Source organism: Thermoflexus sp. (genome assembly GCF_034432235.1).
Classification (GTDB): domain Bacteria; phylum Chloroflexota; class Anaerolineae; order Thermoflexales; family Thermoflexaceae; genus Thermoflexus.
On sequence record NZ_DAOUCJ010000038.1, the window covers coordinates 17,815 to 35,886 of the forward strand.

Below are 18,072 nucleotides of genomic sequence, written 5' to 3' on the forward strand. Positions count from 1 at the left end.
ACAGCCGGTGTGCTAAACTGAAAGCCAGCGTCCCCAGCGTCGCAGGGATCCTGCCAGTGGGAGGAAATCCCATGCCGGAGCGGATCAACCTGTGGAACATGCCCGCGTGGGCCCAGCTGGCGGTCTATGCCTTCCACGCGCTCTGTCTCGCCATTTTCCTCCTTTCTCTCTACCGGCGCATCCGGATCTGGTGGGCGGTGGGCCGGCCGGAGATGCGTTTCGATCGCCTCCCGGAGCGTCTGAAACGGGTGCTCACCTACGTCCTGGGGCAGCGGCGGGTGATCCGGGATCCGGTCGGAGGGCTCTCCCACGCCTCGCTGTTCTGGGGGTTCGTGATCTTCTTTATCGGAACGACCCTCGCCTTTATCGATGCGGACATCTTCAAGTTCCTGCGCGGGGAGATCTATCTGGTCTACGAGTTCGTGCTGGACCTCTTCACCCTGCTCGCTCTGATCGGCCTGGGGATCCTGGCGTGGCGCCGCTATGGGGCGCGCCCGCCTAAATTGAGTTACGGCCGCCGGTTCGATCTGGCGCTGGTCTGGCTGCTGATTCTGATCGTCACCGGCTGGCTTCTGGAATCCTTCCGCATGGCCGTGCAGCGCCCGCCATGGGGACCGGCCTCCTTTATGGGGTGGATCCTCGGCCAGGCCTGGATCGCCATCGGCCTCGGCGAGGACGTCCTGCGCCCTCTCCATCAGGCGACCTGGACCTTCCATGCGGCGCTGGCCGGTCTCACCTATGTTTTCATCCCGGTAGGCTTTCTGGTTCACATCGTGTCTTCCACCCTCAACGTGTTCTTCTCCCGCCTGGATCGGCCGAATGGAGCCCTGGCACCGATCCCGGATCTGGAGACAGCGGAGCGGCTGGGGATCGGGACGTTGCGGGATCTGACATGGGTGCAGCTGCTGAACGGGGAGGCGTGCACGGAGTGCGGGCGGTGCCAGGTCGCATGCCCGGCGTATGCCGCCGGAACGCCCCTGAACCCCAAGCAGGTGGTGCTGGACGTGCGGAATACCCTCCATGCGGTGTTGCCGCCCACCCTGAACCCCTTCGCGCCCATCCGGATCCAGGAGGATCGCCTGGCCCTGGCCGGGACGGTGACGCCGGAAGCGGCCATCTGGGCCTGCACCACATGCTACGCCTGTGTCTCCGAGTGCCCCGTGCTCATCGAGCATGTGGACCTCATCGTCGGCATGCGGCGCTACCTGACCCTGATGGAAGGGAACATCCCGGCCTCCCTCTCCAACACCTTCCGCAACACGGAACGGACGGGCAACCCGTGGGGGCAGCGGACCTCGCGGCTGGAGTGGGCGAAAGGGCTGGACGTGCCGGTGATGGCGGAGAAGGGAGCGGCGGAGGTCCTGTTCTGGGTGGGGTGCGCAGGGGCTTTCGATCCCAACGGCCAGCGCACCGCCCGGGCCATTGTCCGCCTGCTCCAGTCCGCCGGCGTGGACTTCGCCGTGCTGGGGGATGAAGAGACGTGCACCGCCGAGTGGGCCCGCCGTGCCGGCCATGAGGCCATGTATGTCGCCGCCACGGAAGCCATTCTGGAGACCCTGCGCTCCTACCGGTTCCGCATCCTGCTCACCATGTGCCCGCATTGCTACAACACCTTCCGAAACGAATACCCCCAGTTCGGGGGGCGGTTCGAAGTGGTTCACCATACCGAGTTCCTGGTGCGCCTGGTGGAGGAAGGTCGGCTGAAGATGAAGCGGGGAGTAGGGCAGCGCTGGACCTTCCATGATTCCTGCTACCTGGGTCGTTACAATGGGATTTTCGACGCGCCCCGGCGCCTGCTGCAGGAGAGCGGGGTGGAACTGGCGGAGATGGCCCGGAGCCGGGAGCGAGGGTTCTGTTGCGGGGCGGGGGGCGCCCAGGTCTGGATGGATACGCCGCAGGCCCGTCCGATCCACCTCCAGCGCCTGGAGGAAGCCATGGGGGTGAGCCCCCAGGGCATTGCGGTCGCCTGTCCGTTCTGCCACTTGATGCTCACTTCCGCTGCCCAGAGCAAAGGGGTGATCGATCAGGTTCCCGTTCGAGACGTCGCCGAGGTTATGGCGGAGGCACTGGCCCAGCCATCGGGCTGATCAAGGAGAGCGTTCCCAATGAAGGAACTGCTGGATCGTCTGGAATCCACCCTGAGCGATCTGCGATGGGCGGTCGCTCAAGTCCCGCCCGATCGGGAAGGGCGACGGCCGCCGCCTGCCCTGGGCGACTGGTCCGTGCGACGCCAGCTTTACCATCTCTGGTTCTATGAGGCTCACATCGCCCTGCCGCAAATCCGCTATGTCCTGGGCCTTCGGGGCCCGCTGGCTCCCGGCGAGGTGCCCGATGAAGATCTCTTCTGGCCCCGGGATCTCCCGGCGGCGACCTGGCTCGCTCGCCTGGAAGAAGTTCGCCGGGAGACCATGGCCCTGGTCCGCCCGATCCCACCGGAGGTCTGGAGCCGGCCGGTTCCCGGAACGGTCTGGGGAACGCAGACGCTGACCTGGATCGTGACGAAGACCGTTCAGCATACCTATGAGCATATGACGACGATCCTTCAGATCGCCCTGTTCTGGGAGATGGCGGCGGCCTTTGAGCCGCGATGGGAGTTCGAGTGATCTGGTGAGAACGATGGATCGCATACGGCCTCCGGATTGTGATACAATTTCCTGAAGAGAGAGGCATGTTATGGCGCTGACGGTGGAAGATTTGCGGGATCTGGTGGAGCTGTTGCAGGCGCATCCCGAGTGGCGGGAGGTCCTGTGGGCCCTGCTGGCCTCGGAGGACCTCCTCCGCCTGCCGGCGGATCTTGCCGCTTTCCGCGCTGAGGCCGAGCGCCGCTTCGCGGAGCTGGCGGAAGCGGTCCGCCGCCTGAGCGAGGCCTTCGTCGCCCACCGTCAGGAGTTGCTGGCCTATCAGGCCCAGAATGAGGCCCGCTTCGCCGAACTGGCGGAGGCAGTCCGCCGCCTGAGCGAGGAATTCGCCGCCCACCGCCAGGAGTTCCAGGAGCACCGTCAGGAGTTCCTGGAGCACCGCCGTGAGTTTCTGGAACATCGGCAGGAGTTCCTAGAATACCGGGCCCAGACCGACCGCCGCCTGGACCGGGTGGAGGCGCGCCTGGATCGGGTGGAGCGCCGCCAGGAGGACCACAGCCGGGACCTGGGGGAGCTCAAGTCCATGCGCCTGGAGGCCCTCTACCGCGAGAACCCCGGTCTGTTCCGTCCGCTGCTGCGGCGGGCGGCCATCCTCCCCGACTCGCGCAAGCTGGAGATCCTGGAGGAAGCGGAGGCCGCCGGGCGGATCACGGGGGAGGAGGTGGATCGGGCGGCTCCCCTGGATCTGCTGGTGGAGGGGTTCCACCGGCGGGGGGACCGTCGGGTGTATCTGGCAGTGGAGGTCTCCTGGCTGGGGAGCACGGAGGACGTGGCGCGGGCGGCGGAGCGGGCGGGGGTGCTGGCCCGGGCGCTGGGGGCAGAGGTGGTCCCGGTGGTGGCGGCGAAGGCGCTGACGGCGCCGGCCCGGCGGGCCGCCCGGGAGCGGGGGGTGTGGTGGCTACGGGATGGAAGGGCCTTCGCCCCCGAAGAGATCCCCGAGGAAGAAGAGGAACCGGGTTCGGAGGCCGCTTGAGTCTCATTTCGACCTGCCATACGCCTCATCCTGCCTCGCTCATCTGCCTCAGGAAAGCCAGGGAAGCCTTTGCTGCATCCAGGCTCAGCTCCAGGATCACGGGCCCGGTGAACCCATGAACCTCTAAAGTCTGGAGAAGCTCCCGAACCGGGACCTCCCCATGTCCGAGGGGAAGATGATCCGCCCAGGCCATGGAGCCGTCTGGCCTCCGGCGATAATAGCCATCGTGAAGATGGATCTCCGCCAGACGAGGGAGACAACGTTCCAGAGCTTCCTGAAAAGGATGGGGTCCGGGTTGCTGCGAGGCCACATGGCCGGTATCCAGGCAAACCGCGAGATCGAAAGCCTCGGCCAGCTCCAGCGTAAGTTCCAGCGGGAACTGAATGGTTTCCACGGCCAGAGATCGAGGGGACAATCCGGTGCGGCGCAGGAGCTCCTCCAGGCTGCGAGCTGCCTGCTGTTGAAACCGGCGCATCAGCGCTCCTCGCACGGCTTCCGGGATGGCTGGGGAGGTGAAGAACTCGGATGCGAGAGGTCCGGCGATATGAAGGACGTAGACTTCGGGCTGGAGCGGGGCCAGTCGGAAAACGGCATCCGCCAGGAGATCCACGGATGCGCGGCGAATGCCCTCCACGGGACTGGAGGGATCCAGGGACCACAGGGGAAGGTGAACGGTGTAGTGCACGCCCCGCGTTTCCTTCAGCTCCTGCAGGCGACGGAGGGCCGGGAGGGAAAAGGATTCCGGGAAAAGGACCTGCAGGTCCGGGTTCAGTTCGATGAGGTCGAACCCCTCATCCGCGATCCGTTCTGTTAGCTGGGCCGCATCGACGCCGGCTGCCCCGGCCGCGCGCTCCAGCCATGGCCGGGATAACTCCAGCAGCAGGGGGGCCTGAAGCAGTTGAATGCCGAATCGGAGGGCCATACGGGCTTCTCCTCGCACCAACTTTAACTTATGAGGTGGGAGTTTGCATCCGGTGGGGAGCCCGTTCTTCCAGCTGGATGGCTGGATGATAGAAGGAATCCCCATCCCCAGGATTCCGGTCAGCGCACACGCAAGACCTCCAGCCAGAAACCATACCTGCACGCCCAGGGCGTCGGTCACGGGCCCGGCGATGGCCATGCCCAGCGGTGCCATCGCCCCCACCACGCTTCCCATGACCAGAAGGACCCGACCCTGCATGCCCGGAGGCACCACGGCCTGGAGGATCGCGAACATCGGGCCGTTGGTCAGAACGTTCATCACGCCTCCGAGGAACATCGCCCCTAGGGCCGCCGGGAAGGCTGAGGGAGGTAGAAGGGCCAGCGTGGAGAGCGCGGCGCCCATCCTGATCAGGCCGGCCAGCGTCGTGTAGATACGGCGCCGGAATCCCCCCCAGGATGAAACCGCCGCTGATCCCTCCGATCCCCCAGGCCGACTCCAGCCACCCCAGCTCCAGCGCTCCACCCCGGAAATGGCGCGTGACAATTAAAGGAAGCAGGGCGAAGGCCGGGTTCACCGCGAAATTGATCAGGGCGCCCATTCCCATGAGCGCCAGCGCTCCAGACCACCGCCGCACGTAATCCAGGCCCTCCAGCATTTCCTGCCACCACGCAGAGCGGCTGGAGGGGTCCCGGGATGGCTGGGGGATGGCGATGAACAGCAACATCGATACCGCCAGGGCGGCGATGAGCACATCTACCATCAGCACGCCGGGAAGGGGGAGAAGGCCCAGCAGGATGGCCCCCGCTGGTGGAGCGATCATGTTGAGGGTTCCCTGAAGCGCCTGATGGAATCCGGCGATCCGGGCCAGATGACGCTCGGGAACCAGCAGCGGGATGGAGGCCTGGAGAGCGGACCAGTGAAAGATCTCCAGTAGCGAGCGGAGGAACATCGCCCCGTACACCGGACCCAGATCGAAGACCCCCATCATCGCGAGGATGGCCAGCCCCAGGGTGATCCCGGCCATCCCGCCGTCTGCGGCCAGCATGATCGCCCGGCGATCCCAGCGATCCACCAGGGCCCCGATGGCCGGGCCTAGAAGGATGCCGGGCAGGAGAGCCAGCAGCGTGGCGATAGAAAGCGCCGTGGCGGAATCGGTAGTCCGGGCGATCCACCAGAGCTCTTATTCCACGGTGATCTCCACGCGCTCTCCTTCTTCTTCATCCACCACTTCCACCAGCTTCCCAGTTGCTCCCTTTCGCAGGTGCTCCAGCAGCTCCTGAAGCTGCCTCTCGGGGATCCCGGAGATGAAGCGCTCGCTGATCCGGAGGCCTAGATCCGCCAGGCTCAGGGGGATGCTCACGTGAACCCGCTGGCGCCCGGAGGCCGCATCCGTTACCCGGATGCGCAGCCAGCGCGCGGAGGGGGTCGAGGGCTCTGGAGCCGCTTCGGCTTCCTGAAGCGCCTTCAACAGCTCCAGACCCTGTTCCGCGGTGATCTGACCGGCCTCGATCATCTTCAGGATCCGTAAACGCTCCTCATCCCGTGCCATGGTAACCTCCTCCTGAGATGGGATATCTCCGGGGAATGCCCTTCGCTACCCAGCCGGCAGGTCACAGCGCATCCCGATCAGGATGCGGATCGGTCGGAAGCCGAAGGAGAGCAGGGCTGCTGAGAGCGCCGGTTCCTCGCCGGTGAGGGCCATCACGGGAAGCGTGGGAGGGATCCCGATCAGAGCGGTCTCCACCAGCCACCGGGCATGCTGAGGGGTTCCGGACCCGGTGAGAAAGGCCCGCAGGGTCAGGGTGCCTTCCCGGCGGATCCAGGCGGCGATGGCCACGATCTCCCCGCCTTCGGTTTCGATGATCCAGAGGGTTTTCCGTCGCTGACCGAAGGGCCATGGGGCCAGGGCCATCGGAAGCAGGCCCAGCGGTTCAAACAACCGCATCGCCGGGTTCTCTGCCGCAGCGATCCAGGCGGAGAGGGCGGACGCCTCTCCCGGTCGGGCGGGCCGCACCCGATAGCCGGGGATCCCAGAGGACATGGTCGGAAAGGATAGTGCACCACCAGCCTCCCGACGCCAGATCTGGATCCGCCCGATCTCGACAAAACCCAGCGATCGATACAGCCGAAGGGCGGGGATGTTGTCCGCCCGAACCTGCAGGGCGGCCCAACGGGCCCCATGGGCCCGAGCATATTCCAGACAGGCTGCGACCAGCGCCCGACCGATCCCCCTCCCCCGGAATTCAGGGGCCACCGCGACATTGGCGATCAGCCAGCCTTCCAGGCCCGGCTGGAAGCGGCGGACCATGGCGTATCCCACGACACGCCCGTCTTCCACCCACACATAGCCCGGCACGAAGGCCTCCCCAGGCGGGAGAAACCATTCCAGACCCTTCAGCAACCATCCCAGGCGGGACCAGAAACGCATTTCCCGAAGGATCCGCTGGCCGATCTCGTCCAGCTCGCTGGCGAAGGCCTCCTCCAGCAGGTCGGCGATCCCCCGCAAATCCCGTCGCACATCGGCGGGACGCAACCCGTTCGCCGCTTCCCGGCCTGCGACATGAGCCATGGTCATCCCTCCGAGGATCCCGTCCCGCGCAATCGTCGGAGGGCCTCTTCGTAAGAAATCTGACCCTCTGCCAGCGCCTCCAGGATCTGCAGGCGCTCCTCCGGGCCAGGAGGCCCCTCCGCTTCTGCCTCATACCCCATGGCCCGCAGGATCTCCTGCAGTCGCTTGCGCAGTGTGGGGTAGGAGAGGCCCGTCATGCGCTCCAGACGGGTGAATTTCCCCTCACACCGCAGGAAGAGCTCGACGAAGGCCAGCTGTTCGGCGGAAAGCCGGGCCAGTCGGCCCGGCTGGAACCGCCCCTCGATCCGTGTCTCGCAGGCCGGACACTGCAGGGCCACCACTTCCAGCCCCTCCCCGCACACCGGGCAGATCCCCATCCACATCGCCATCCGGATCTCCATCGAAAAATGGAAACCATTTTTTCAAAATTTTAAACACATATGCAAAGAAAGTCAAGCGACTGTGTAGATTTCGCGTCCGCGGGCCCCATGGTCTCTGAGGAGGGCCGGGTGTGGGGGATCCCCGGGGCTTTCCCATTCTCTCCGGGAGGCATTGTGGCGGATATCCTGCTCCATTCGCCGGACGGCCCCTATGGAGGGAGGCCCGGCGCGGGCGTGCGATTTGAGTTAAAATGGAAAAAGTGTTCGCGCGTGGCGCCCGAAACAGGCTTTCATTCGAGTATGGCCGGCGCCAGGCGAGGGATTTCGGTTTATGCGAAAGGGAGGACGTATGGCGAATGAAACCCGAAAGGTCGCGCGAGCAGCGGGCTCCAATGGGGCGGCCGAGGCAGTCGCCGCCTATGATGCCAGCCAGATCCAGGTCCTGGAGGGACTGGAAGCGGTTCGCCGTCGCCCGGGCATGTATATCGGCTCAACGGACATCCGGGGCCTACATCATCTCATCTATGAGGTGGTGGATAACGCAGTGGATGAGGCCCTGGCGGGGGTCTGCACCCATATCCTGGTGGAGATCCTGGCCGACGGAAGCGTTCGGGTGACCGATAACGGGCGGGGCATCCCGGTGGATATCCATCCTCAGACCGGCCGTCCGGCCCTGGAGGTGGTGATGACCACCCTGCACGCCGGCGGGAAGTTCGGAGGAGGAAGCTATAAGGTGGCGACCGGCCTCCACGGCGTCGGCGTGAGCGCCGTCAACGCCCTCTCCGAATGGCTCGAGGCCATCGTCCAGCGAGATGGCGCGCGGTTTCGCCAGCGCTATGAGCGGGGCCGCCCGGTGACGCCGGTGGAGCGGGTTGGGAAAGCGGATCCCGCCCACTGGTATGCGCACCCCCGCTTCCCGCCCGCGGATCATGGGACCATCATCCATTTCAAGCCGGATGCGGAGATCTTCCGCGGGGGGATTGACTATAAGTTCGAGACCCTGGCCCAGCGCTTCCGGGAGATGGCCTTCCTAACCCGCGGGCTCACCATCACGCTGGTGGATGAGCGAGAGGATCGGGAGATCACGTTCTATTTTGAGGGCGGGATCCAGTCCTTTGTCCGCTACCTGAACCGCAACCGCCAGCCGCTCCATCCCATCTGGTATGTGGAAAAGACGGTGGGGGACATCCTGGTGGAGGTCGCCCTTCAATACACGGATGCCTACAATGAGACGGTCCTGGCCTTCGCCAACAACGTGAACACCGTGGATGGCGGGACCCATCTGACGGGGTTCCGATCGGCGCTCACCCGGACGTTAAACGACTACGCCCGGAAGGTCGGGCTCCTCAAGGATAGCGATCCCAACTTCACCGGGGAGGATGTGCGGGAGGGGCTCACGGCGGTCATCAGCGTCAAGCTCCCGGAGCCCCAGTTCGAGAGCCAGACCAAGAGCAAGCTGGGCAACGCGGAGGTGAAGGGGGCTGTGGAGTCGGTGGTCGGCGAGGCGCTGGCCCGCTGGCTGGAGGAGAATCCCCGGGAGGCCAAAGCGATCATCCAGAAATGCCTGACTTCCGCCCGCGCCCGGGAGGCGGCCCGCCAAGCTCGGGAGCTGGTCATTCGCAAGAGCGCGCTGGAGTCGCTGACCCTGCCCGGGAAGCTCGCCGATTGCTCGGAGCGCGACCCGGAGAAGGCGGAGCTGTTCATCGTGGAAGGGGATTCGGCGGGCGGATCGGCCAAGCAGGCCCGCGATCGCCATTTCCAGGCGATCCTGCCCCTGCGGGGGAAGATCCTCAACACGGAGCGGGCCCGGCTGGATAAGATGCTGGCCAATGAGGAGATCAAGGCGCTGATCTCCGCCATCGGCACCGGTATCGGGGATCAGTTCGATCTCTCCCGGCTGCGCTATGGCAAGATCATCATCCTGGCGGATGCCGATGTGGACGGGAACCATATCCGCACGCTGTTGTTGACGTTCTTCTTCCGACATATGACGCCGCTCATCGAGAACGGCCATGTCTACATCGCCCAGCCGCCCCTGTATCGGATTGAGGTCAAGAAAACGAAAGAAGTCTTCTACGCCTACTCCGATGCCGAGCGGGATGAGATCTTCGCCCGGCTGCGTAAGCGGGGGATCGACCCGGCCGATGAGCGGCTGGTGGTGACCCAGCGCTATAAGGGGCTCGGGGAGATGAATCCGGAACAGCTCTGGGAGACCACTATGGATCCGGCGCGCCGGATCCTGCTCCAGGTGACCATCGAAGACGCTGCGGAGGCAGATCGGGTGTTCGATATGCTGATGGGCGCTGCGGTGGAGCCCCGCCGCCGCTTCATCCAGGCCCACGCCAGGGAGGTGCGGAACCTCGACGTGTGAGCACCCACTCCTCTCATGGATGGCGGAAGCGCACCGGAGCGCTGGCCTGGATGTCTATACCTCAACCCGGCTTCAAAAGGGCTCCGGATCATCGAGGCTGTCCCCATCCCTCAGCGATGGCTTCTTTGCCGGCGGCGTGCTCCAGACATCCGCGATCGGGATCCGATTGGAAAAGGCGGGATGGCCCTTTCCTCTCCTCCCGGCTCGGCGGACCGGAGAGGGAACCTCCGTGGGGCTGGGCCGGTCGCCCTCATCGACCCGCTCAGCCCCCCGAGCCCCCCAGAGGAAAGCCCCTCACCGTTCGGACGATCTTGGATGATCTTACCTCCTCATCCATAACGATCCCTCGCTGCACCGCGAGTTAAATCATTTTAACCATATCTTGGGAGCGCTTATCCTCGGTTTCTTAAAACAAGGATTGACGAATTGGCAAGATATGATCAAAATGCATTATGAGCATGCCGGGAGGTTCTACCGATTCCTCTACCGAATCTGATCGATCCTTTTGGAGGAGGTTCATCCAAATGCCGCAGGTGTGGCTGGGGGGGATCCAGCGGATTGGGATGGAGCAGCCGATTCCGGTGATGAACTGGATGGCGTTGGCGCTGGCCGCGGCCCTGGGTGCGGCGCTCACCTTGCTGATCCCGTTGCTTCTTCCCCGACTCTGGGGGGTTCTGCAGCTTCGGGGGAGAGGGCTGTTCCGCGAGGCGAGCTTCCGGCGCGCATGCCTGAGGACGCCCCCAGTCCTCCCCCACGCCACGGGCCCGCTATCCCGCCAGATCGGTCGGGTTCCTCTCCGGCAGGTCTTTGTGAACCCTCCGTTGCGAGTCCTCCAGAAGGCCGCTTCCCAGCCCGGAACGGGAATTCGCTGGTGGATCGTGGGGGAGCCAGGAGCTGGGAAGACGACCCTTCTCCAGATGCTGGCCCTTTGCTGGTCCGAGGCGGCGCAGGGCCGCCCCGGCCCGCTCCTGACGCTTCTGCAGGCGCTGGTTTCCGCAGAGCTCCTCCCCGCGGGCCGGGCGTTCACGAATCAGATCCCCTTCTGGTTGTCCGTCGCCCAGTATCGGCCTCAAGTCCCGTTGAGCCAGCAGCTCGCCGATGGCCTCTACCGCGCCACCCGCGGCGCCCTACCGGTGCCGGTGGAGATTCTGGAGCGATGGCTTCAGCATGGCCGCTGCGCGTTGCTCGTGGATGGGTTTGGGCAAAGCGGGCAGGCGGACGCGGAAGCGGCTTTGCTGGAAGAGCTGGAGCGGCTGGCTGCGAGGACAGGTTGCTCCATCGTCGCCGCAGGGGCCGCACAGGCGGTCCAGCTGGCGGGTTTCCACAGTTTTGCCCTTGAGCCATGGACGAAGGAGCAGATCTTGGCCCTGGCGGAGCGCTGGTATGCCGCGGCGGGGCCTGGGAAAGGCGGAGAGGGGCCTGGAGGGTTCCTTCGTGCTCTTCAGGAAGATCCAGAGCGCATGGCGCTGGCTGGGAATCCCTGGCTGCTTTCCGGGCTCCTTGCGATCTGCGCGCAACATGGCGGCCTCCCTTCCCGCCGCTCGGTCCTCTATTCGCAGCTGGTCGAAGCTTTGCTGGATCGTCCTCAGGCTTTCCCAGAGGAGGAAGAGCTCCCTGCTCCTTTGAAGCTCGCTGCGCTCGAGAACTTGGCATGGGCGATGCTCCTGTTGCGGCGACCCTCCCTCCCTGCTGCCTCGGCGGAGGGATGGCTGGCCGATCTGCTCCAATCCGACGGACGCTTCGAGCCCGCTCAGGTCCGCCTCGCCCTCGCCTGGCTGCGGGAGCGCTGCGGACTGGTCACCCCAGGCCCTGCCCTTGCCTTCCTGCGGCCGGACTTCCTGTTCGCCCTGGTCGCTCGCACGGCGTTGACGGATCCCGGCCGGCGGGCGATGTTGCTGCGGCAAATCGATGACCCGGACTGGCATGAGGCGGTGGCGATGTTCGTCGGCTTGGCCGAGCCGGCCGTGGCGCGCGAGCTTCTTTCCTATCTGCTGGATTCCGAGGATGACCTCTTCTATTCGAGGACCCGCCTGGCCGGCCGCTGTCTGATCGAAGCGCCGCACCTACAGGGGGAGTGGCGGGATCCGATGATTGAGCGTCTGCGCACGCTATTGTGGACGACCCCTTACGCGTTCCTTCAGAAGGAAGCTGCCGCGATCCTGGCCCGGATCCCCGGTCAGACCGAGTGGCTGGCCGATCAGCTCCGGAAGCCAGATCTCTCCATCGGGGCTCGTGGCTTCATTGTGGAGGCGCTGGCCCGGGAGCAGGGAGCTCGGGCGGCAGGACTCCTGGCCCTGGCCTTGCGAGATCCCCGTATTCCCGGGCTGGTGCGGGAGCAAATCGCTGAACAGCTGGGGCGTCTGGGAGATCCTTCCCTGGCCCGGGATTTGCTGGATCTGGTGGGGGATGAAAGCGTGGAGGTGGAGCTTCGACGCAAGGTGGTGATGGCCATCGCCCAGATCGGGGATCGGTCGTTAGGGCCGGCGCTGGTGGAGCTCCTGGGCCTCCCCTGGTTGAGCCCGGCCATTCGGGAAGCTCTTGTGGAGGCGCTCCGGGCTCTGGGCGATGCCCGCCTGGTGGATGAGCTGATCTCATGGATCCGCGATCCGAACATGCCGGTGGAGCTTCGGCGTCGGATCGTCGGGATCCTCGGTGCCTGGATCGAGCCCCCGCATGTGGAGACGCTGCAAGCTCTGATTGAGGATCGCGATCTGGATATCAGCTTACGAGCCGCTCTCCTGAACGCACTGGCTGAGGCAGGATTTCGCTCCATTGTCCCATGGCTTATGGATCTTCTTCGGGAAAGCCGCTGGCAGCGCCTGCTGGATTCCATATGGGCACGGGTTCGAACCCTCCCGCCGTTCCTCGTCCAGTGGATCGATCGGTTGACGGGCCTGTCCGCGCGGGTTCAGGAAGATTTCTCCCGGCCCATCCTGCAGCGCCAGGCGATCGTGGCCCTGGGTCTGTTGCGGGATCGCCGTGCGACCCCGTTTCTGCTGCGCCTCCTGAAGGATCCCCAGGTTCATCCTTCTCTGCGGGCCCTGGTGCCGGATGCGCTGGCGGCGATCGGGGAGAGCCGGGTGGTGCCGGAACTCCTGACCATGCTTCAGGATCGCGGGACCGATTCCGCGATCCGGGAACGGATCGCTCTGGCCCTGGGCACCATGAAGGCCACGTCAGCCATCCGGGTCCTGCTGGATCTCCTGCGTGATCCCACGGAGGATCCTTTCATCCAGGCTCGGGCCGCTCTGGCCATCGGGCTGATGCGGGATCCCTCAGTGGCTCTGGAGCTGGTGCCGTTGCTCCGTCAGGAGAACCTCCCCGTGACTGCCCGCCGGGCCATCGCCGATGCCTTGGGGACGCTGGGGAACCGGGAGGTGGTGCGCTCCTTGATCCAGCTCCTGCCCGAGGAGCGGATCCCTGCTTCCGTGCGGCAATCCATCGCGGATGCGATCGGGGCCCTGGGTGCCTCGGAGATGGGGGATGAATTGATGTGGTTGTTGCGGGGTGAGCGGATCGATCCCCATGTGCGAGGGGCCATCGCCCTCACGCTGGCCACCCTTCGCTATCGTCCGGCCGCTTCGGAGATCCTTTCCTTGCTATCGGACACTCGGATCGACCCATCCGTGCGTCAGAGCTTGGCGGAAAGCCTGGGGAGCTTGTGGGATCCCTCGCTCATCGCTCCGCTGGCCCGCCTCGCTCACGAGAGCACGCTGGAGCCAGCGGTTCGTCAGGCCATTGTGCGCACGCTGGGAGGACATGGCGGGCCAGATGCTTTCTCCGCTCTCTGGATCCTGGCCCGGAACGCGGAGGCCCCCATGCCCCTGCGCCGGGCGGCGGCGGACGCGATGGTCACCAGCGCCAGCCCGGAATTCGAGGAAGCGTTGGTGTCGGTGGCCCTGGATCCGGAGATCCCTCCATACCTTCGGGGTCGGGCGCTGGAGGCCTTGCGCCGGGTAGGCGGCGATGTGGGAACCGTCCATGCCCTGGCGGCTGCGCTGCACGAGTCCGACATGCCGAATGCGATGTTTGCCACCCTGATGGAAGTCGCCCGGCGGGCGCGGGTTCGCCTTTTGCGGAAAGGGGAAACCATGAGCTGGGTCGCGGAGGAAAATCCGATCCCACGTCCAGCCCGTCAGCACCCCGAAGGGTTCTGATCTCCCATGGGCCCATCGAGTGGTGGACAGGGATGGATTCGGAGGAAGGACAACGCAGGTGGCCAGCCTGCCCCGAGGGAGGTTTTCTCAGAAGCTCCTGAAAGGGGTTATCCGAAGGGCTGGCCCCGGGAGACTTTCAACGCGCCTCAGAGGGCCGCGGAGGGGACATGGCGATCTCTTCCACCGGAATCGACACGGCTTCTCCTCCGCCCTGGACTCGCAGGCGGGTCCCATCTTCCCACCGATACAGCCCCACCCAGATCTTCAATGGGGTCCTGGATAGGGACGCCGGAAGGATCACCGTTCGGGTCTCTCGGATCCGGTCGCCGGGCTGCCAGAGCCCGGTGTTGTAGGCTCCATCCATGATGCCCCCATCCCGTTGAGCGATCGGAGGAGAGGTGGGGGGCCACTGGCGGGCCTCCGCCTCTGGATAGATGTGCACAAACACGCTGTAATCCCGGGAGGGTTTCCCAAGCGCCTCCCAATCCAGGATCACGGTGAGCCGGCGTCCGCTCCGCTGGGCGATCCCCCCTTTCAGGGCGATTCCATCCTCGAAAACGGCCTGCAGATTGGATCGCATCCGATCCGCCGGTTCCGCCCACATGGCCCGATAGCGGGGGGTGTCCTCCCCGGGCCATGGATCCGGAGCGCGCATGGAGATCAGGGCTTCCCGGGGGAGCCAGCGGCGCAGAAGGGGAACCGGTTCATACTGCCATCCGACAACCAGGGCCGGAGTGAGGGGCGGCTCGGGCGGATCCTTCTCCAGGCGGCGGATGCGCACGGCCGGCTGGTTCCAGAGCAGGAACCGCATCTCCGCCCGTCCGGCCCAGAGGCGCTCCGACAGGATCACGGTGCCATGGGGATAGGTGTTCAGGAAAGATCGGATCTCATCCGCCGCTTCCCGGGAGTCGAGGGAGAAAGCGCCCCGGACGCGGGCCTGCGCCCACCAGGTGGGATCGAAGTAAGCCACCGTGTGCCAGGGGAAGCTCAGCCCCAGGCATCCCCCCAGGATCGCCGCGCGTCCCCAGGGGGCTCGGATCCATCGATCGGTGATCCCGGCGAGGGTCCAGAGGCCAGTGGCCGCCCAGAAGGCCGCCACCGGGAGCACCCCGCTGGCCCGCAGATAATGGGGCGCTTCCGTCGACAGGAAGGTGGGAAGCAACATCAGGAATCCCCAGATCGCCGTGAAGGGAGTCCGTCGTGTGGCCTGGATCCCGCCGGTGAGGAAGGCGAAGGCGAGCAGGGGATCGAAGACCGGACGGCTGTCCGTGTTGTGCCGGGGATAGTCATCGCCGCGTATGAAGAACATGCCCCCCACGCGGACCGCCTGCTCCAGGGCGACGGTGAGGGAAGAACGCTGGCTGTTGAAGGCGGAGGTCTGCTCCCCTCGCAGGGTGAAGTCTGAAGGGTGGAGGAAGAAATAAATGGCCAGGGGAGCAACGATCAGCGCGGCGCTGACCAGGAAGAGGGCGATGGCCCGGAGGGAAAACCGCCGGGGATCCTGCTGGCGTCCCAGGATCAGGCCCATAGCGATAGGGAGGATCGTCATGCGGGCGGCCAGATAGGTGTAGAACCCGCCTCCCCAGATCAGCCCAGCGATCACCCAATCCCGGCCCCGTCCGCTTCGAGCGGCCCGGGTGAACGACCACAGGGTGAGCGCTGCGGCCAGGGGGAACAATCCGGCTCGGAACCCCACCCGGCTGAGGTTCAGCGGCCAGAGCAGGAAGGCCATCAGGATCCCGCTCAACATCCCGACCTCCCAGCGCCGGGAGAGCGTCCAGGCCATGCGGAAGGTGGCTGCGACGGCGAGCAGGCCGATCATGCTGGCGGTGAGCCGCAGCGCGTAGGGGGTGGGGCCGAGGATGGCGATCGCGCCGGCGACCAGATAGATAAACAGAGGCTCGCGGCCGTTGTTCTCCGGGAAGAAGAGGGTCAGGTGCCCCTCCAGAACCCGCAGGGCATCCAGGCCATAATAGGCCTCATCGTACCAGAGCCCATAGGGAAGGTGAGGGAGATCCATCCAGCGGAGAAGCGCGGCCAGCCAGAGCAGCCCGACCATCGCCCCCCAGTGGGTCCATGTGCGGCGAGGCATCGCGGGCTCCGACAACGGTTTCGCCGAACCTCATTCGCTTTGGCGCATAGGGAATCAGGGAGTGGGGCCGCTGAAGGCGACCCCACTCCCCCCCGAACCTTCTCCGCTCTCCTCCCCGCGACCCGAAGCCGGGGGAGGAGAGCGGGAACTCAAAACAGCGCGACTTCCCCGGCGATGATCTTGCGACGCACCTCATGGATGTTGGATAGATGTTCATCCACAATCGCGCGCACGGCTTCCTGGAGCCCCGGGGTAAGCGAGCCGGAACGGACCCGGACGGCGGCGTTGGCGATGAGGGGCTGATCGAGCGGTTTGCCGATCTGGGAGAGAAGATACACGGTCGCTTCCTGGATCTCCGGAAGGCGGGCCACGATGTCGCGGGCGATCTCCAGCGCCAGCACATTGTAGACTTTCCCGACATGGGAGATCGGGTTCTTCCCCGCAGCGGCCTCCAGACTGGTGGAGCGGAAGGGGGTGATCAGGCCTGTGATGCGGTTCCCCCGGCCAACGGCCCCATCGTCGCCCATTTCCGCGCTGGTGCCCGTCAGCGTCAGATAGAAGTCCCCTCGCTTGGCGTGATCCGCGGTGTTCACATCCACCCGCACCGTCCGCCCTTCCAGGGCCGGCAGGCTGGAGACGAAGCGCTGGAGCGCCTCCTGGACGCCGCGTTTGGCCTCCTCGTATTCGGCGGGATCGTGGACGCGGGTGGCGATGAAGGGCACGGCCACCGTCAGGATGACCTGATTCCCCTGGCGCAACCCCATCACCTTGACGTCCTCGCCGATGGGGAACTGGTTGATCAGCTCGTAGTTCAGATAATGGGTGGCCTGATAGACCGCTTCCTCCAGGCCGCTGCGAGGCCAGTGGGCGACGCCGAAACTGGTGTCATTGGCCGTGACCTGATGGACGATATCGATGAGCTCGCTGGCGCCGCGCCCGGCGAAGCAGTCGATAATGACGTGCTTTACCGGATCCAGGTAGCGCATGGTCTCCCGCAGGTAAGCTCGCGCGGCCTCGATGGCGATGGTCTCCATGGGGATCGCCTGGCCGTTGTAAAAGGGGGTCCCGCGGCCGGCGATCTGGATCCGGATGGGCTTGAGCAGCTCCCCGCCGCCGAAGCGGACGGAGACCTCACCGGCGACCAGCTGGACCTTATCGAAGTTATGATGAAGGGCGCCGCCAAGGTGCTCCTCACACCAGCGGGTGTATTCCCGGCTGATGCGCTCGGCGATCCCATCGCACAGGCTATCGGGATGCCCGATGCCTTTCCGTTCGACGATCTCCACCGGAAGAGTTTCAATGTAAGGGCCGCTGGCCTCGGAAACCACGATATTGCGCATCAGAGTCCTCCTTCTGTTTAGATAGGGGCTGAAGCCAGGCGGAACGCCGAAGGCGTCCCACACCTCACGCCGCTCGCTATCCGCAGCGATCTCACGCCCAGCAGGGTCTGTTCCGTGACAATAAAATGCCCCTCCGGGAGGAGGGGCGGAACAAAACAAAAGCCTCTTCTGGGAAGAAGAGGCCGATCGCCGCTGCGGGCCACCTCATCTCCCAGACAGACCGTCTGCCGGACTTGGCACCATCCCCACGAGCGCTCCGCCGGGGGGCGGCGTGCTCCCCGGTCGGCCCTCAGGCTCCGTGGGAGGTTGCCGAGGCTTCATCGGGCCGGGTCCCTCCGCCTCTCTCGATGAGTGCCGCGCTCTATTCGCTTTTTCTGCTTATCTTACCACAGATAGAGAATACGTCAACCCGCTCGTCCGTGTTCCGTTCGCTGCCTGCCGGTTTTCAATGGGAATCCGCATGCAGATACCTTTCCTCCGTTCTGGGACTCATCGTCATTTATTTCACCCCACGGGGCGAAATCCATGACCGGCCACTTCCGGCTTCCTCGACCCGTGGCGCGTCGACCGGGCTTTTGCCCGTTCCGCCGCCAGAGGGATCGGGGGCACCCCAGCCGGTCTTCGACCGG

Annotated in this window: 12 protein-coding genes and 1 riboswitch; of the genes, 5 read left to right on the forward strand and 7 right to left on the reverse strand. The window is 65.3% G+C overall.

Annotation, left to right across the window (positions count from 1 at the left end; translation table 11 throughout):
- The first annotated feature begins 71 nt into the window (after positions 1-71).
- The 3 genes from VAE54_RS04860 (at position 72) to VAE54_RS04870 (ending at position 3,612) form a co-directional block, all read left to right on the forward strand.
- Positions 72-2,087 carry a (Fe-S)-binding protein gene (locus VAE54_RS04860; protein WP_322800809.1) on the forward strand — a complete coding sequence of 672 codons (2,016 nt, stop codon included), beginning with the start codon at positions 72-74 and terminating at the stop codon, positions 2,085-2,087.
- An 18-nt stretch (positions 2,088-2,105) separates the two neighbouring features.
- Positions 2,106-2,603, forward strand: coding sequence for a DinB family protein (locus VAE54_RS04865; protein WP_322800810.1), 498 nt, complete (start codon positions 2,106-2,108; stop codon positions 2,601-2,603).
- Positions 2,604-2,673: 70 nt separating this feature from the next.
- The gene (locus VAE54_RS04870; RefSeq protein ID WP_322800811.1) at positions 2,674-3,612 is read left to right on the forward strand and encodes a hypothetical protein; all 939 of its coding nucleotides are present in this window, start codon (positions 2,674-2,676) and stop codon (positions 3,610-3,612) included.
- Between the two features lie 25 nt (positions 3,613-3,637).
- On the opposite strand, the gene cbiR is transcribed toward VAE54_RS04870, so the two are convergent.
- Genes cbiR through VAE54_RS04895 form a run of 5 tightly spaced genes read right to left on the reverse strand, consistent with a single transcriptional unit; the run spans position 3,638 to position 7,492 of the window.
- Positions 3,638-4,534 (reverse strand): cobamide remodeling phosphodiesterase CbiR, encoded by an 897-nt coding sequence (cbiR, locus tag VAE54_RS04875; protein WP_322800812.1) that lies wholly within the window; start codon positions 4,532-4,534, stop codon positions 3,638-3,640.
- Between the two features lie 28 nt (positions 4,535-4,562).
- Positions 4,563-5,702 carry an MFS transporter gene (locus tag VAE54_RS04880; protein ID WP_322800821.1) on the reverse strand — a complete coding sequence of 380 codons (1,140 nt, stop codon included), beginning with the start codon at positions 5,700-5,702 and terminating at the stop codon, positions 4,563-4,565.
- A gap of 12 nt (positions 5,703-5,714) precedes the next feature.
- Positions 5,715-6,083 carry an SHOCT-like domain-containing protein gene (locus VAE54_RS04885; protein ID WP_322800813.1) on the reverse strand — a complete coding sequence of 123 codons (369 nt, stop codon included), beginning with the start codon at positions 6,081-6,083 and terminating at the stop codon, positions 5,715-5,717.
- 45 nt (positions 6,084-6,128) lie between these two features.
- Complete coding sequence (locus tag VAE54_RS04890; protein WP_322800814.1) at positions 6,129-7,103, reverse strand: GNAT family N-acetyltransferase; 975 nt, start codon at positions 7,101-7,103, stop codon at positions 6,129-6,131.
- A gap of 2 nt (positions 7,104-7,105) precedes the next feature.
- Positions 7,106-7,492: a DUF2089 domain-containing protein gene (locus tag VAE54_RS04895; protein ID WP_322800815.1), complete on the reverse strand. Its 387-nt coding sequence runs from the start codon at positions 7,490-7,492 to the stop codon at positions 7,106-7,108.
- 340 nt (positions 7,493-7,832) lie between these two features.
- Between VAE54_RS04895 and gyrB the strand changes: the two genes are divergently transcribed.
- Complete coding sequence (gyrB, locus tag VAE54_RS04900) at positions 7,833-9,854, forward strand: DNA topoisomerase (ATP-hydrolyzing) subunit B (RefSeq protein ID WP_322800816.1); 2,022 nt, start codon at positions 7,833-7,835, stop codon at positions 9,852-9,854.
- 524 nt (positions 9,855-10,378) lie between these two features.
- The gene (locus VAE54_RS04905) at positions 10,379-14,011 is read left to right on the forward strand and encodes a HEAT repeat domain-containing protein (protein WP_322800817.1); all 3,633 of its coding nucleotides are present in this window, start codon (positions 10,379-10,381) and stop codon (positions 14,009-14,011) included.
- 136 nt (positions 14,012-14,147) lie between these two features.
- On the opposite strand, the gene VAE54_RS04910 is transcribed toward VAE54_RS04905, so the two are convergent.
- On the reverse strand, positions 14,148-16,103 hold the full coding sequence (locus tag VAE54_RS04910; protein WP_322800818.1) for an ArnT family glycosyltransferase: 1,956 nt from the start codon (positions 16,101-16,103) through the stop codon (positions 14,148-14,150).
- A 149-nt stretch (positions 16,104-16,252) separates the two neighbouring features.
- Positions 16,253-17,443 carry a methionine adenosyltransferase gene (locus tag VAE54_RS04915; RefSeq protein WP_322800819.1) on the reverse strand — a complete coding sequence of 397 codons (1,191 nt, stop codon included), beginning with the start codon at positions 17,441-17,443 and terminating at the stop codon, positions 16,253-16,255.
- A 201-nt stretch (positions 17,444-17,644) separates the two neighbouring features.
- Positions 17,645-17,797: riboswitch (SAM riboswitch) on the reverse strand.
- Between the last annotated feature and the right edge of the window lie 275 nt (positions 17,798-18,072).